The sequence below is a fragment of the Solimonas terrae genome (genome assembly GCF_011067135.1).
In the GTDB taxonomy this organism is placed as follows: Bacteria; Pseudomonadota; Gammaproteobacteria; order Nevskiales; family Nevskiaceae; genus Solimonas; species Solimonas terrae.
On record NZ_JAAMOW010000003.1, the window covers coordinates 127,928 to 142,914 of the forward strand.

The window sequence follows — 14,987 nt, forward strand, 5'->3', positions numbered from 1 at the left end:
GAGAACGGCCAGCCGGATGCGCGCCGTCAGCCTGCCGTTTTCCGCAGCGCCGATCTAGGCCTTGAGCAGGCTCAGCGCTGCGTAGACGGCGCTTGCCCCGGCCACGATGATCAGGCCGGCGATGTCGGCGACACCGAGTCGGCCGGCCGGGCTCGAAGGTTCGCGTTCCAGCAACGCCAGCTCGCGGTTGATCAGGAATACCGGCACGGTGACGCTGATGGCGATCAGCATGCCGAGGATCAGGTACAGCCAGACGCCGCGCATGCTCAGGCGCCGTGCTTCGAGCAGCATCCAGACGAACACCGCGAACGCGAGGAAGAACAGATCGACGGTGATCGAGCGGCTGGCCGGATTGGCGAGTGTGTCGCGCCAGAACGCCAGATTCGCCGCGACCGGGCCTTGATGCAGATAGGCGAGGTTGTTGCCCCAGGTGCCGAGCAGTGCGAGCACCGCGATGAGGCCATAGAGGATGCAGAGGATCTTGCGCGAAACGGGCATGCGGCGCTCCGGAAAAATGGTGCGGAACAGCCTAACGGGCTTGGCGCCGGATTTCCGATGCCGGCCCATGAGATGCATGAGGGCGCGCCGTTCATGCCGACGGCGCTCGCCACTACCGCTGCGATTGCAGACGTCGCCGGATTCCCGGGCCCGGATGCAGCGTGCCTCGGCTCATGAATTCAGCAACGACAGGGACGCGCCGAGCGATGCCGGTGCGGGCCGTTCGACGAGTGCGTCGGTTGGCGTTGCGCTGCAGACCGGCGGTGTCATCGCGGTGGACCGATCGGGAGTGGCACGCGGCGGCGGCGATTGGTCGCCGGTCGTCGCCGCCTTGCTGCGCGCGCAGGCCTGGCTCAGCGCGGGCAGATGCCAGGGCAGATAGCCGGCGTGATCGCGAATCGAACGTCGCTCCGGTGCAGACGGTCGTCCCGCAAATTCGAAACTGGAAGCCGCTCGCGATGGCGTCTGCGGCGTCTCGTCGTCGAGATCGAGGCGTTCTCCTTCGATGCAGAGAATCAGGTCGAGCAGATTGTGCGCGTCGTCGTCGTTGAGTCCTTGTTGCGGTCTGCCGTTCGCAATCACGACCGCGCCGCTCGACGCATGAATGACGGCGTAGCCTTCATCCTGCATGCGCACGCTGTAACGCGCCATGGCGATCCCCCGACCTGTGGAAGGCACTGATCTTCCGTCCCGTCACCGGCGGGCGCAACTGCTTTTCGGAATGACTCGAATAGAGCGATCCGGCTCAAGGACTTGCTCGTGATTTGCGGTGTGAAATCACCGAAGTCGCGTGCAAGCCTCCTTAATCGTGCGGAATCCTGCACCCGGCGCGGCAAATGGCAACGAATGCCGGCGCCGGTCCGCCGACACGCCACGATGAACGGCCTGTTGCCGGGCGGGCTTCGGCAACACCGTGGAGCATGTGCCGCAGGCCGGTCGGACTCATCGGTGCGCGGTCCGGATTCCGGCGGCCGCGTGCGCTCACCGATTTCGCGTCGCCTCAGCCGCCGCTCCCTCGCGCGCGACGCAGGCGGTCAGCGTGTTCTGCATCAGCATCGCGACCGTCATCGGACCGACACCGCCCGGTACCGGCGTGATGAACGCGGCGCGCTCGCGGGCAGCATCGAAGTCGACATCGCCGCAGAGCTTGCCGTCGGGCAGGCGGTTGATGCCGATGTCGATGACCGTCGCGCCTGGCTTGATCCAGTCGCCTTGCACCATGCGTGGCTTGCCGACAGCGGCGACGACGATGTCGGCGCGCGCGACTTCGCCGGCCACGTCCGCCGTGAAGCGATGACAGCAGGTCGCGGTGGCGCCGGCCAGCATCAGTTCCAGCATCATCGGCCGGCCGACATGATTGCTCGCGCCGACGACCACGGCGCGTTTGCCCTTGAAGGTTTCGCCGGCGCTCTTCAGCAGTTCGATCACGCCGTACGGTGTGCACGGTCGCAGCACCGGCAGGCGCTGGGCGAGGCGACCGATGTTGTACGGATGAAAGCCGTCGACGTCCTTGTCCGCGCGAATCCGTTCGGTGACGCGAATCGCGTCGATGTGCGCCGGCAGCGGCAACTGCACGAGGATGCCGTCGATGTCCTCGTCGGCATTGAGCGCGTCGACGGCCGCCAGCAATTCGGTTTCGCCGATGTCGGCGGCGAAGTGCATGGGCACCGAACGCACGCCGACCTTCTCGCAGGTCAGGCGCTTGTTGCGCACGTAGATTTCCGACGCCGGGTCGGCGCCGACCAGCACGGTCGCCAGCGCCGGTGCGCGCCGGCCGGCAGCTGTCCGCGCGGCGACGGCGGTACGAACACGTTCATGGACAGCGGCGGCGACGGCTTTGCCGTCGATCAGTTGGGCGCTCAAGGCGGGACAGTCCGTGGGGGCGAAGCCGCATATTGTAGGCAAGTTCAGCGGCAGCCCCGCGTCGGCGTCGACGCTCCCGTCGGTCGCCACCGGAGGCCCCGCGCGGCGCCGCCGGGCAGGGCTGATCGAACGACGGCTCTCAATGCGCGAGTGACTGCTCGCGGATCGCCTTGAATTCCGAGCCGTCCTTCCAGGTCGGCCAGGTATCGCCGTTGGCGATGACGTCGCCGGTTTCGAACAGGAGTTGTGTATCGGCCACCGCACCGCTCAGGTCCCAGTCCGCACTGACCTCGTCGGCGGGCTTGTGATAGCGATTGGCGGTGTAGTCGTCGAGCTGTGACTGGCCGTAGCCGGCCGGCTTGCCGATCACGTCGATGCCGCGCTTGATGTACAGCGAGGGCAGGCCTTCCTTGGCGAATTCGAACTGATCGGAGCGGTAGTAGAAACCCTTGTCCGCTTCGTTGTCGGGCACGACGACACGGTCGTGGCGGGCGGCAGCTCGTGCATAGAGATCCTCGATGCTGTTCTGTCCGGCGCCGATGATCTGCGTATCGCGCGTCGCGCCGTAGGTGTTGAGCACATCCATGTTGAAGTCCGCGAGCGTCCGGGTCAGCGGATACAGCGGATGCGTGGCGTAGTAGCGCGAGCCGAGCAGGCCCTGTTCTTCTGCCGTCACCGACATGAACAGCACCGAGCGCTTCGGCGGCGCCGGCAAGGTGGTATAGGCCTTGGCGATCGCCAGCAGGCCGGCGACGCCGGACGCGTTGTCGGCCGCGCCGTTGAAGATCTGATCGCCGGGCAGACTGCGGTCGCGTCCGAGATGATCCCAGTGCGCGCTGTAGATGAGGTACTGATCCTTGAGCGCCGGGTCCGAGCCTTCGAGCTTCGCGATCACATTGTGCGACTGCACTTCGCGCAGCTTGTTGTCGATCGTGAAGCTCGCCTTGGCTTTCAGCGGCACGGGTTTGAAGTCACGTGACAGCGCGGCCTTCTTGAGCGCATCGAAGTCGAGACCGGCGTCCTTGAACAGTTCATGCGCCTTGTCCAGCGTGATCCACGCCTTGACCGGCACCGTGCCCAGGTTGCGGTCGGCGGCGGCCAGGCTGAACTGCTCGCCGCTCCAGCTGTTTTCGACCACCGCCCATGGATACGCGGCCGGTCTGGTTTCGTGGACGATGATGGCTGCAGCCGCGCCGAGCCTGGATGCGATTTCATACTTGTAGGTCCAGCGGCCGTAGTAGGTCATCGCGTCGCCCTTGAACATCGCCGGGTCGAGCCTGGACGGGTCGTTCGGATCAGGGACCGCCGGATCGTTGATCAGCATGACGATCGTCTTGCCTTTGACGTCCAGCCCCTTGTAGTCGTCCCAGGCGTATTCCGGCGCCTGCACGCCGTAGCCGACGAACACCATCGGGGCGTTTTTCACCTTCACCTCCGGCACCACGTGCGCCGTGGTGGCGACGAAGTCGTGTCCGGCGGACAGCTTGATGGTCTTGCCGCCGGCGACCATCTTCATGGTCGCGCTGCCGGTGATGCCGACCAGCGGCACTCGCTGCACATAGCTGCCGTCCGGATTGCCGGGTGCCAGATGCAGGGCTTCGAACTGCTGGCTGATGTAGGCCACCGACTTGTCCTCGCCCGGGGTGCCGGGCAGGCGGCCTTCGAACTCGTCCGACGCCAGCACCTTGATGTGGCCGAGTATCAGGTCGGGCGTGATCGCCGCTTCGGCAGGCGCCAGAGGATCGGCCGCCGCTGCCGCGGGCGTCGGGCTCGGTGCCGGTGCTGTGCAGGCGGCCGATACGGCCAGGGTCGCCGCACAAAATCCATTCCGCAGGTGCGTCTTCGTCATCGCTGTGCTTCTTGCCCCGATCTGTTGCGGAGACGCCAGTGCGGGCATCGCGCGCGAGCATCCGCCGCGCGCGATGCCAAACGCAGCGGCTTACCTGGCGTTCCCGCCGATCCAGCGCTGCAACCAGGCCTGCACGGTCTCGTGCCACTGCACGCTGTTCTGCGGCTTCAGCACCCAGTGGTTTTCGTCCGGAAACACCAGCAGTTCGGACGGAATGCCGCGGCGCTGCAGCGCCGTGAACGCGGCGATGCCCTGTTCGACCGGGATGCGGTAGTCCTTCTCGCTGTGGACGATCAGCATCGGCGTCTTCCAGTTCTTGACGTAATTGACCGGATTGAATTCCTCGAACTTGGCCGGATCGTCGTACTGCGTGCCGCCGTTCTCCCACTCGTCGAACCAGAGCTCTTCGGTCGAGTAATACATCATGCGGTTGTCGAACACGCCGTCGTGGTTGACGATGCACTTGAACGCGTCCGGCCAGTTGCCGGCGATCCAGTTCATCATGTAGCCGCCGTAGCTGGCGCCGAGTGCCGCTGCCTTGTCGCCGTCGAGAAAATCGTACTGCTTCAGCGCGTACGCCCAGCCCTTCTTGAGATCTTCAAGGGGCTTGCCGCCCCAGTCACCGGAGATCGAATCGGTGAATGCCTGGCCGTAGCCGGTCGAGCCGTGGAAGTCGATGAACACGACCGCGTAGCCCATGCCCGCGTAGATCGCCGGGTTCCAGCGGTAGTGGAAGTCATTGCCCATGCTGCCCTGCGGGCCACCGTGGACAATGAACGCGACCGGGTACTTCCTGCCCTTGTGATAATTCCACGGCTTCATCACGTAGCCGTGCACGGTTTCGTCATGCCAGCCGCGAAAGCTGAACTGCTCGTAGGCGCCGAACTGCACGTCGGCGAGGCGCTCGGCGTTGACGTTCGTCAGCTGTCGCGCCTTGGCCGGCGCATCGAGGTCGGCGACGTACAGATCGGCCGGCGCATTGAGGCTGTCGAGCGCGTAGACCAGGGTTCTGCCGTTGACATCGAAACCGCCGACATGGCCGTCGCCGCTGAGCGCACTGGCCTTGCCGCTGGCGACGTCGATCGCGAACACGCGATGCTGGCCGAGATCGTCGGCCTGCGTGTAGATCGTCTTGCCGTCGGCCGAGAACTGCAGCGGGCCGGCCGAGCGATCCCAGTCCGGCGCCACTTCGCGCGTTGCACCGGTCTTGAGATCGCGCAGCATGATCGCGAGCCGATCGGCCTCGAATTTCGGACGCTTCATCGCCGCCCAGGCCAGATAGCGGCCGTCGGGCGAGAATTTCGGCGTGGTGTCGGTCGCCTCGTTGGCCTGGGTCAGGTTGACCGGCTTGCTGCTGCCGTCGCTCGCCACCTGCCAGAGATCGAGATTCGTGCTCCAGGCTTCCGTCCTGCCGGCGATGCGGGCAGTGAACACGACGCTCTTGCCGTCCGGCGAGAATGTGTACTCGGTCTCGTCGCCGAACGGCTTGCTCGGCACGTCGCCGTCGATGTCCTTCGACAGCAGGGCCGGCTCGCCGAGCTTGCCGTCATCGCCGATCGTGGCGGCGAAAAGTTGCGAGCGCGTGCCCTGCGACCACGTGTCCCAGTGGCGAATGAACAGTTTGTCGAACACCATGCCGGTGGTTTTCTTCGCGGCGAGCTCGTCGAACTTCTTCTTGCTGCAGGCGATGTCGCCCTTGCACGCCGGAAACACTTCGAGCGAGAACGCGACGCGCGTGCCGTCCGGCGAGAGCACGAAGTTGTTGACATCGAGCGGCAGATCGCTGACCGGCTGCGCCTCGCCACCACGCAGATCGAGCTTCCACAGCTGGTTCGAGCCGCTGCGCACCGACAGAAAATACAGGGCCTGACCGTCGGCCGACCAGCGCGCGCTGCTGCTCGATTTCTCGCCGCTGGTCATCGGCCGCGAAGCATGCGTCGCCAGATCGAGCAGCCAGATCTGGGTGACGCCCTTGTTGGCGTCGTAGTCGGTCGTGCGCAGCGTGTAGGCCACGGACTTGCCGTCCGGCGACAGCTGCGGATCGGAGATGCGCTTGAGATTGACCAGATCGATCGCGGTCAGGGCGCGCGGGGCTTTCGTTTTCTGGTTCATCGATGCGGTAGCGCCGAATGGATAAAGCGACATCGTGGCGAGCAGGGCGCCGGCAAGCAAACGGATCATGGGATCTCCCGGTTGCGGCCGCATCGGCAGCCGCTGAATTTCAGACGGCGATGGTAAACGTCTGCATCGGGATTGGACTGAGGGAACCTCCTCAGCGTCGCGATGACATCAGGGCCCGGCGCATCGGTGCAGCCCCGACAGCGCATGGCCGTTGACGCCGTCGTGTCTCGTTCGTTTCGCGACCATGATCGCGGGCGCTCCGGCACGAAGGGCTTACGCCGCAGCGACTCCGCCGCGGCGTTCGTTTTCGCTCTCGTCGCGAGATCGACGGCCTGCCGGGCCTGTCGGCGCGCAGCATCGCGCACCTCATGGCATTTCAGTCGCGGATCCTGCGTTGTCTGCGCAGGGCGGCGAGCGTCAGCGGCAACAGGCCGAGCCAGCCAAAGCTGCCGCCACCACCACCGGAAGAGCCGGAACCATCGCCGGAGTTGGAGCCGCCGGAACTGCCGCTGCCCAGCCCGGAGGCGTCCCGGCCGTCGAGCACGGTGTTGCCGGTATTGCCGGGATCGAGCACGGCCTTGAGTGTGACGCCGGTGACGCTGCTCGCGGTCCAGGCCTGATCGAGCCGCGCGAAGTAATCGGTCGCGCCATTGTTCGATGTGCCGGAGCAACCACCATTGCCGCCGGACAGCGTTCCGACGATGTGCCGATTCCGGTCGAGCAGGCCGGACCCGGATGAGCCTTCTTCGGTCGTTCCGTTGGCCCAGCTCACACCCCAGGCGTTGACGCTGAAGCCGCTCAGGCCGAGCAGGCCGCCACCGGTGATGCGCACGTTGTCCGTTTTTTGCGCGGTCTGCGTATAGGTGCTGATCTTCTTGTCGTCGCCCGACGGGTGATGAATGACCGCGCCCGATGTCGGCGAGTTGCCGCGGCTGTCCCAGCCGTCGTAGTAGGCGTCGAAGCTGCTCGGCGGCTTGCTGGCGAGCTCGAACAGCGTGTAGTCGGTGACGGTCTTGCCCGAGGTTCCGGCGCGCACGCTCAGGCCGGCGATGTTCTGCGTGACCGTGCCGACGGTGCCGCTGCCGCAGGCGGACCGCTGCACGTTGAAGTAGGCGGTGGTCTGGTCGATCGTGCTGCTGTCGACGCCGCAATGATTGGCGGTCAGCACCAGCGGTGTGCCGTCTTCGGACGTGTTGTTGACCAGCGAACCACTGCACAGATATTCCGACAGACCCTTGACGATGGTGATCAGCACGGTCGAGCGGATCTGGTCGGAGTAGCCGTCACCGATCGGGCAGGCGACATCGAACTCGCAGGCCCCGGATGTGCCGCTGGTATTCGAGAAGCTCTTGCTGTCGAGATCGCGGAACGCATGAAACGCGCTGGCGGAGGCGAACGAGAAGTCCGCCTTTTCCTCATACGGCATGCGCACTTCGATTACCGCGTCTTCGCTGCGTACCAGCGGCGTGACGAAGCGGCCGTTGCGCGCGGCCGTGTACGGACCCTGCACGTCGGCGCCATTGTTCGTGTAGAGGTAGAGCTGCGCGTGCTCCGGCAATTGCAGATCGTCGAAGCGGAAGTTCAGCGCGTGTGCGCCGCTCGAGTTGATGCGCAGACGCCAGCGTGCGAGCCCCGCTTCCGGTTCATCCCAGGTGCCGTCGGCGACGCCGGCCTCGATCGCCATGCCGACGGCAAACTGCAGCGGCTGGCCTTTCGCCGATTCAAGCGCGTTCTTGACGGTGACGGGGTTCAGACGGACTTGCGCGACCGTGGGCAGGCTTGCCAGCTCGGGACTGTAAGCCGAGCTGACGAACGGGAATGCCAGACCGAGCACGGCCACGGTGCGCAACACCATGCGCCGCTGCGCCCGCCCGCGGCGACAAACTGCACCAAAGGCGAGCATCAGCAGACTGAGCCAGCCGAAACTGCCGCCACCGCTGTCGCTGCGGTTCTTGCCGTCGAGTGTCATTTTGTTCTCCCCGTCTGGTGTCAATGCGGCTTTCAAAGTGGTGCCGGTGCTGCTGGTCGCCGTCCAGGCGCGATCGAGGCGCGCGAAGTAATCCGTGCCGCCGTTGTTCGCGGTTCCCGCGCAGTCGCCGTCGCCGCCGGAAAGCGTGCCGACGATGCGGCCGTTCTGATCGAACAATGCCGAGCCCGAAGAACCCGCTTCCGTGGTGCCCTGCGCCCACTGCACGGCCCAGGCATCGACCCTGAAGGCGCCGCGGCACGCAGGATCGCTGCCGATGCAGACGTTGTCGACGCTTTGCGCGCTTTGCGTGTAGACGCTGATCTTCTTGTCGTCTCCGCCCGGATGGTGAATCGCCGCGCCGGATTGCGGCGTGCCGGTGCTGGCATCCCATCCCGCGTAGTAGACGTCGTAGGCGCTCGGCGGCAGGTTCGCGAGCTCGAACAGCGTGTAGTCGGTGACGGCAGTGCCGCTGGTCTTTGCCAGCACGGTCTTGCCGGCAATCACCTGGTTGATCGGGCCGTCTGCGTTGCCGCCGCAGCTCGATTTCTGGACGTTGAAATAGACATTGGTTTCGCTGACGTTGCCGCTGTCCACGTCGCAGTGGTTGGCGGTCAGGATCAGCGGGCGATCATCCTGCGCACTGTTGTTGACGAGAGTGCCGCTGCACAGATACATGCCGGCGATCTGCAGCAACACCGCTGCACGGATCTGCTTCTGCCAGCTGTTGCCGGCCGGGCACGCGACGTCGATTTCGCAGGCGCCGGAATCACCGAGCGCACCCTTCGCGACGATGGCGCTGCGTGCGCGGAATGCGCGATAGCCGTGGAAAGCACGGCCGAGCGTCAGCGAGAACCGTGACTTCTCGGCGTACGGCATGCGGGCTTCGATGATCGCGTCGTCGGCTCGCACCAGCGGCGTCCACAGCGTGCCGTTGCTGGCGGATGTGAACGGTCCCTGCAGGTCCTTGCCGTCGGCGCCGTACACGTAGAGCGCGGCATCGGCGGGCAGCGACAGCGCGTCGATGCGGAAGCTCAGCGATTCGGCGCCGTCGGAGCCAAGCCGCAGGCGCCAGCGTGCGACGCCGGCCTGCGGTTCGTCCCAGCTGCCGTCTGCAACGTGTGCGCCGAGATCACGACCGACCGCGAATTGCCGCGGTTGCGCACGAACGGCTGCGATCGCGCTTGCGACTGCATCGGCATCCAGATGCAGCCGCGCGACGTTCGACAGGCTGTCGAGGTCCGGCTTGTAGGCCTGTGCCGCGAAGGGCAGGGCGATGAGCAACAGCGCGGCAAGCGTGGCACGCATGGCACGCATGGCGGGTCTCCCTTTTGTTTCGTGCACTCTAACCCGCCGGCGCGACGCGATTGTTTCCATTTGTCGCCGGTTTCAGTCCGGTGGACCGCTGACGATGCCGACTCGCGCCGAGCTGCCTTCGATGGACAAGGCAGCGTCGCGTGCGCCGAGCTGCAGAACCAGCGTGGCCAGCGAGCCGCCTGCAGCATCTCCGACCGCATCGACGATCTCCCCCGCGGCCTGCGTTTCGCCGTGCTGAAGGATTGCGGTGCCCGGTGCCGGCGGCGGCCCATCGATACGGGCGACGAACATGCGCCGCTTGAGCTGGCCGAGGTAGTGCAGGCGCGCGACGATTTCCTGTCCGGTGTAGCAGCCCTTGTCGAAACTGATGCCGCCGAGCAGGTCGAGGTTCGCCATCTGCGCGACGAAATGCTCGCGGGTTTCCGGCAGCACGACCGGTATGCCGTTTTCGATGTCGGTGCGTCGCCACAATTCCGGGTCATCGCAGTACGAGGCCGTGGGAAGCCGCGCGCGCAGCGCCGCAATCCGCTCCTGCGTGCCGATGACGCTATAGCGCGCGGTCGCGCCGAGACGGCGCACGACGGTCAGGCGCTGCGTGTCGCCGAGGCATTGCAGAGCGGTGTCGGGCACCGGCAGCCCGTATTCCGTCATGAAGGCGGTGGCGCCTTCGCCGATGATGCCCAGTGCGGCAATGTCGTCGGCTTTCTCGACCACCACTTTTGCCCGCAGCACGAACATTTTCAGACGTGCCAGCGTCGCGTCGGCGATCGAGCGCGGCAGCTCGACGAGAATCTCGTCGCCGACACGGACCAGCAGCAGCACCGCGAGCATGCGACCCTTGGCATTGCTGTAGCTCGTCAGCTGCGCGGTTTCCGCCGTCAGCTTGCGCAGGTCGTTGCTGAGCTGGCCCTGCAGGAATGTCACGGCATCGTCGCCGCGAACGCGCAGCCAGCGCTGCTCCGGGGTGTCGGCAAACAAGGTATTCATTGCGGGAAGCAGTGGAAATTTGTCACACTATTATGGATGCATCGCCCGCATTTTCTTCGCCAGCCGTACGCCCCCAGTGACTTTGTCCAAGCCTGAAGCAGTACCGGCCCAAGCCGTGGTGCCCGCGGCGACGATTGCATTGGCCGATTTGCTGCGGCAGAACGCTACACCCGAACCCGGGCCGGCAACGCCGCCGGCCGAGCCGCAGCGCGAGATCGGCGGCCGTCGCGACGGTCCCGAACCGACGCGCTACGGCGACTGGGAAAAGAACGGCCGCTGCATCGATTTCTGAAATCCTGGGCTGCACCCCAAATCACGTCCCGATGGGAGCCGGAATGAGTACCAAAACACCCGCGCAAAGTCGCCCCTTGTCGCCGTTCATGCTGGGGCAGTACTACCGCTTCCAGTGGTCCTCGCTGCTCAGCTTCGGTCATCGCATCACCGGCATCGGCCTGTCGCTCGGGACCTTGCTGCTGGCGATCTGGCTGATCGCGATCGCCGGCGGACCGCAGTGGTACGGTGCGCTGGCGCCGCATCTGCACGCCTGGTATGGCCAGCTGCTGCTGATCTGCTGGACCTGGGCGTTGATGTATCACCTCTGCAACGGTATCCGTCATCTGTTCTGGGACATCGGTCGCGGCTTCGATCTGAAGACCGCCGAGCGTTCCGGCTACGTGATGGTCGTTTCGTCCCTGATTCTGACCGCCGCTGTCTGGGTGGTCGCCCATCTCGCCTGAGGCGCGCGCCATGGCCAAGACGTCCGAAGATCTGCGTTCCCCGTTGTCGCGTGCCCGTGGTCTGGGTTCGGCCAAGGATGGTGTTCATCACTTCTGGGTGCAGCGCGTTTCCGCGCTTGCGCTCGTGCCGCTGGCGCTGTGGTTTGCGTTCTCGGTCGCGATGCTGGCGACCGGACCGGCCGACTACTACGCCGTGCACTATTGGGTGTCGGCGCCGTCGGTGGCCGTCGTCCTCGTCCTGTTTCTCGCCACCGCGCTCTATCACTCGGTGCTCGGCGTCCAGGAAGTGATCGTCGACTACGCGGTCGGCTCGCTGCGGCTGACGCTGCTGCTGATCTCCAAGCTGCTGCACGCCGTGATCGCCGCCGCGGCGATCTTCGCCGTTCTGAAAATCGCATTGGCGTAAGCCGGCGCCGTCCCCGCGCAGGCGGGGATTCCGACCCATCAAGGATTCCGTTCCAATGTCCTCATACGAAATCGTCCATCACGAATACGACGCGATCGTCGTCGGCGCCGGCGGCGCCGGTCTTCGCGCCACGCTCGGCCTGGCCGAAGCCGGCCTCAAGACGGCCAACATCACCAAGCTGTTCCCGACGCGCTCGCACACGGTGGCGGCGCAGGGCGGCATTTCCGCGGCGCTGTCGAACATGGGCCGCGACGACTGGCGCTGGCATTTCTATGACACCGTCAAGGGCAGCGACTGGCTCGGCGATCAGGACGCCATCCAGTACATGACGCGCGAGGCGATTCCCGCGATCATCGAACTCGAACACTACGGCGTGCCGTTCTCGCGCACGCCGGAAGGCAAGATCTACCAGCGCCCGTTCGGCGGCATGACCACCGAGTTCGGCAAGGGTCCGCCGGCGCAGCGCACCTGCGCGGCGGCCGACCGCACCGGCCACGCGATGCTGCACACGCTCTACCAGCAGTCGCTGAAGGCGCAGGCGCAGTTCTACATCGAATACTTCGCGCTTGATCTGCTGACCGACGACGACGGGTCGATCAAGGGCGTTCTCGCCTGGGACATGGCGACCGGCCAGCTGCATCGCTTCCGCGCGCACCTGGTGATTCTCGCGACCGGCGGCTACGGCCGTGCGTTCTTCTCGGCGACCTCGGCGCATACCTGCACCGGCGACGGTGGCGGCATGGTGCTGCGCGCCGGCCTGCCGCTGCAGGATCTCGAATTCGTGCAGTTCCACCCGACCGGCATCTACGGCTCGGGCTGCCTGATCACCGAGGGTGCACGCGGCGAGGGCGGCTATCTCACCAACAAGGATGGCGAGCGCTTCATGGAGCGCTACGCGCCGAGCGTCAAGGATCTCGCGCCGCGCGACATGGTCAGCCGCGCGATGGCGACGGAAATCCGCGAAGGCCGCGGCGTCGGCGAGGAAGGCGATCACATCCACCTGCATCTCGAACATCTCGGCCCCGAAGTGCTGCATCAGCGCCTGCCGGGCATCTCCGAGTCGGCAAAGATCTTCGCCGGCGTCGATGTCACCAAGGAGCCGATTCCGGTCGTGCCGACCGTGCACTACAACATGGGCGGCATCCCGACGCTGTGGACCGGCGAAGTGGTGACGCTCAAGGACGGCAACCCGGATTCGGTCGTCGAGGGCTTGATGGCGGTCGGCGAAGCGGCCTGCGTGTCGGTGCACGGCGCCAACCGCCTCGGCTCGAACTCGCTGCTCGATCTGGTCGTGTTCGGTCGCGCCGCCGCGATCCGTGCCGCCGAACTGGTCAAGCCGAACACCCCGCACAAGAAGATTTCCGCGGCGTCCGAAGAAAAGGCGCTGGCGCGCCTCGACGGCTTCCGCAACGCCAAGGGCAGCACGCCGACCGCGAAGATCCGCCTCGACATGCAGAAGACGATGCAGAAGCACTGCGCCGTGTTCCGCGACGGTCCGACGATGTCGGAAGGCGTCGACAAGCTCAAGGCCGTGATCGAGACCTTCACCAACGACGTCGCGGTTTCCGATCGCGGCATGGTCTGGAATTCCGATCTCGTCGAGACGCTGGAACTGGACAATCTGCTGGGTCAGGCGCTGCTGACCATCGTCGGCGCCGAGAACCGCAAGGAGTCGCGTGGTGCGCATGCCCGCGACGACCTCAAGGAGCGCGATGACAAGGACTGGATGAAGCACACCCTGGCCTGGCGTGCCGGCGACCGGGACGTGAAGATCGACTTCCGGCCGGTCCACATGCAGCCGCTCGACAACGAGGTCGAACACATTCCGCCGGTTGCGCGCAAATACTGATGCTCCAGCCGCGCGTCCGCCTGCTGCTGTCGCTGGGTCTGATCGGGCTCGGCGTGGCAGTGGCTGTCGGAGCGTCGATCTGGGCGCGTCCGCTGTTCGCGCTGCAGGACCTGAAAGTTGCGCTGGAGGCTCGCGATGAGCAGCGTGTCGCCGCCGACGTCGATTTCGCCGCGCTGAAGGCCAATGTCACGGCTTATGTCGATCAGCGCATTGCGGAAGGCAACGAGGGCAAGTTTCTCGGCGGCGTACGCACTGCGCTGAGTCAGCCGCTTGCCGACTACAAGATCGACAAGCTGGCGACGCCATCCGGCCTCATTCATCTGGCCTGCGATACGCAGGCAGACGGCAGCGTCGACGATGCGCCGAAGCCGCAGGGGACCCCATGCCATTTCGATGCGGATCTGCATGGCATGCACTACCGCGCCGATGGCAGTTTCGAGGTGATGGCGTCGCGGCCGCAGCGTGACGACATGGGCATGATTCTGGGTCGCCGCGACGATGGTCGCTGGCGGCTGATCGGACTGACCGGCAGTGGGCCGGTCGCCAAATGAACTGTAAGCAACACCGTATCCATTCCAGGAGCGAGCCATGGCTCAGTTGACCCTTCCGCAGAATTCGAAAATCGACAAGAAGGCCGGCAAGACCTTCAAGGCGCCGGCCGGCGCGAAGGACGTCAAGACCTTCAAGATCTATCGCTACGATCCGGAAGCGGGCGGCAATCCGCGCATGGATACGTACGAGATCGACATGGCCGCGTGCGGGCCGATGGTTCTCGACGCGCTGATCAAGATCAAGAACGAAGTCGATTCGACGCTGACCTTCCGCCGCTCCTGCCGCGAAGGCATCTGCGGCTCGTGTGCGATGAACATCGACGGCACCAATACCCTGGCCTGCACCAAGCCCTGCGACGAAGTGAAGGGCGATGCCAAGATCTATCCGCTGCCGCACATGCCGGTGGTCAAGGATCTGGTGCCGGATCTCACGCACTTCTACGCGCAGCTGGCGTCGATCGAACCCTGGCTGAAGACCGACACGCCGGCACCGACCCGCGAGCGTCTGCAGTCCGAGGAAGATCGCGCCAAGCTCGACGGCCTCTACGAGTGCATTCTCTGCGCCTGCTGCACGACCAGCTGCCCGAGCTACTGGTGGAACGGCGATCGTTATCTCGGCCCGGCCGTGCTGCTGCAGGCCTACCGCTGGCTGGTCGACTCGCGCGACGAAGCGACCGGCGAGCGTCTCGACGCGCTGGAAGATCCGTTCAAGCTGTATCGCTGCCACACGATCATGAACTGCGCCAAGACCTGCCCGAAGGGCTTGAATCCGGCCAAGGCGATCGCCGAAACCAAGAAGATGCTGGTGGAGCGTCGCATTTGATCGTGGATCTGTTCTGCATC

Annotated in this window: 13 protein-coding genes; 6 read left to right on the forward strand and 7 right to left on the reverse strand. The window is 65.4% G+C overall.

Features of this window, described 5'->3' with window-relative positions:
- Window positions 1-54 precede the first annotated feature (54 nt).
- The 7 genes from G7Y85_RS06585 to ygfZ form a co-directional block, all read right to left on the reverse strand.
- Window positions 55-498, reverse strand: a complete 444-nt coding sequence (locus G7Y85_RS06585; protein WP_174839745.1) for a DUF2834 domain-containing protein — start codon at window positions 496-498, stop codon at window positions 55-57.
- Between the two features lie 171 nt (window positions 499-669).
- Window positions 670-1,149, reverse strand: a complete 480-nt coding sequence (locus G7Y85_RS06590; protein WP_166253773.1) for a hypothetical protein — start codon at window positions 1,147-1,149, stop codon at window positions 670-672.
- 330 nt (window positions 1,150-1,479) lie between these two features.
- The gene (gene folD / locus G7Y85_RS06595; protein ID WP_166253776.1) at window positions 1,480-2,361 is read right to left on the reverse strand and encodes a bifunctional methylenetetrahydrofolate dehydrogenase/methenyltetrahydrofolate cyclohydrolase FolD; all 882 of its coding nucleotides are present in this window, start codon (window positions 2,359-2,361) and stop codon (window positions 1,480-1,482) included.
- A 139-nt stretch (window positions 2,362-2,500) separates the two neighbouring features.
- Complete coding sequence (locus tag G7Y85_RS06600; protein WP_166253779.1) at window positions 2,501-4,210, reverse strand: M28 family metallopeptidase; 1,710 nt, start codon at window positions 4,208-4,210, stop codon at window positions 2,501-2,503.
- A gap of 90 nt (window positions 4,211-4,300) precedes the next feature.
- A complete protein-coding gene (locus G7Y85_RS06605) occupies window positions 4,301-6,391 on the reverse strand; it encodes a S9 family peptidase (protein WP_166253782.1) in 2,091 nt (696 codons plus the stop codon).
- A gap of 316 nt (window positions 6,392-6,707) precedes the next feature.
- Window positions 6,708-9,614 (reverse strand): trypsin-like peptidase domain-containing protein, encoded by a 2,907-nt coding sequence (locus G7Y85_RS06610; protein WP_166253785.1) that lies wholly within the window; start codon window positions 9,612-9,614, stop codon window positions 6,708-6,710.
- A 72-nt stretch (window positions 9,615-9,686) separates the two neighbouring features.
- A complete protein-coding gene (gene ygfZ, locus G7Y85_RS06615; RefSeq protein WP_166253789.1) occupies window positions 9,687-10,601 on the reverse strand; it encodes a CAF17-like 4Fe-4S cluster assembly/insertion protein YgfZ in 915 nt (304 codons plus the stop codon).
- Between the two features lie 139 nt (window positions 10,602-10,740).
- Here ygfZ and G7Y85_RS06620 point away from each other — a divergent pair, with 139 nt between their 5' ends.
- Genes G7Y85_RS06620 through G7Y85_RS06645 form a run of 6 tightly spaced genes read left to right on the forward strand, consistent with a single transcriptional unit; the run spans window position 10,741 to window position 14,967 of the window.
- On the forward strand, window positions 10,741-10,893 hold the full coding sequence (locus tag G7Y85_RS06620) for a DUF1674 domain-containing protein (protein WP_166254648.1): 153 nt from the start codon (window positions 10,741-10,743) through the stop codon (window positions 10,891-10,893).
- Between the two features lie 43 nt (window positions 10,894-10,936).
- Window positions 10,937-11,338 carry a succinate dehydrogenase, cytochrome b556 subunit gene (gene sdhC / locus G7Y85_RS06625; protein WP_166253792.1) on the forward strand — a complete coding sequence of 134 codons (402 nt, stop codon included), beginning with the start codon at window positions 10,937-10,939 and terminating at the stop codon, window positions 11,336-11,338.
- A gap of 10 nt (window positions 11,339-11,348) precedes the next feature.
- Window positions 11,349-11,744, forward strand: coding sequence for a succinate dehydrogenase, hydrophobic membrane anchor protein (gene sdhD / locus G7Y85_RS06630; protein WP_166253795.1), 396 nt, complete (start codon window positions 11,349-11,351; stop codon window positions 11,742-11,744).
- Between the two features lie 55 nt (window positions 11,745-11,799).
- Window positions 11,800-13,593 (forward strand): succinate dehydrogenase flavoprotein subunit, encoded by a 1,794-nt coding sequence (gene sdhA, locus G7Y85_RS06635; RefSeq protein WP_166253798.1) that lies wholly within the window; start codon window positions 11,800-11,802, stop codon window positions 13,591-13,593.
- Complete coding sequence (locus G7Y85_RS06640; protein WP_166253801.1) at window positions 13,593-14,144, forward strand: DUF2939 domain-containing protein; 552 nt, start codon at window positions 13,593-13,595, stop codon at window positions 14,142-14,144. Before sdhA ends, G7Y85_RS06640 begins: the two co-directional genes overlap by 1 nt.
- Before the next feature lie 37 nt (window positions 14,145-14,181).
- Window positions 14,182-14,967 (forward strand): succinate dehydrogenase iron-sulfur subunit, encoded by a 786-nt coding sequence (locus tag G7Y85_RS06645; protein WP_166253804.1) that lies wholly within the window; start codon window positions 14,182-14,184, stop codon window positions 14,965-14,967.
- Window positions 14,968-14,987 lie beyond the last annotated feature (20 nt).

Excerpts from the sequence above, each read along its gene's own strand:
- sdhC (WP_166253792.1), top strand. The coding sequence starts at position 10,937 with ATGAGTACCAAAACACCCGCGCAAAGTCGCCCCTTGTCGCCGTTCATG.
- ygfZ (WP_166253789.1), bottom strand. The coding sequence starts at position 10,601 with ATGAATACCTTGTTTGCCGACACCCCGGAGCAGCGCTGGCTGCGCGTT.
- G7Y85_RS06600 (WP_166253779.1), bottom strand. The coding sequence starts at position 4,210 with ATGACGAAGACGCACCTGCGGAATGGATTTTGTGCGGCGACCCTGGCC.
- G7Y85_RS06590 (WP_166253773.1), bottom strand. The coding sequence starts at position 1,149 with ATGGCGCGTTACAGCGTGCGCATGCAGGATGAAGGCTACGCCGTCATT.
- sdhA (WP_166253798.1), top strand. The coding sequence starts at position 11,800 with ATGTCCTCATACGAAATCGTCCATCACGAATACGACGCGATCGTCGTC.
- G7Y85_RS06610 (WP_166253785.1), bottom strand. The coding sequence starts at position 9,614 with ATGCGTGCCATGCGTGCCACGCTTGCCGCGCTGTTGCTCATCGCCCTG.
- G7Y85_RS06645 (WP_166253804.1), top strand. The coding sequence starts at position 14,182 with ATGGCTCAGTTGACCCTTCCGCAGAATTCGAAAATCGACAAGAAGGCC.
- G7Y85_RS06605 (WP_166253782.1), bottom strand. The coding sequence starts at position 6,391 with ATGATCCGTTTGCTTGCCGGCGCCCTGCTCGCCACGATGTCGCTTTAT.
- sdhD (WP_166253795.1), top strand. The coding sequence starts at position 11,349 with ATGGCCAAGACGTCCGAAGATCTGCGTTCCCCGTTGTCGCGTGCCCGT.
- G7Y85_RS06640 (WP_166253801.1), top strand. The coding sequence starts at position 13,593 with ATGCTCCAGCCGCGCGTCCGCCTGCTGCTGTCGCTGGGTCTGATCGGG.
- G7Y85_RS06585 (WP_174839745.1), bottom strand. The coding sequence starts at position 498 with ATGCCCGTTTCGCGCAAGATCCTCTGCATCCTCTATGGCCTCATCGCG.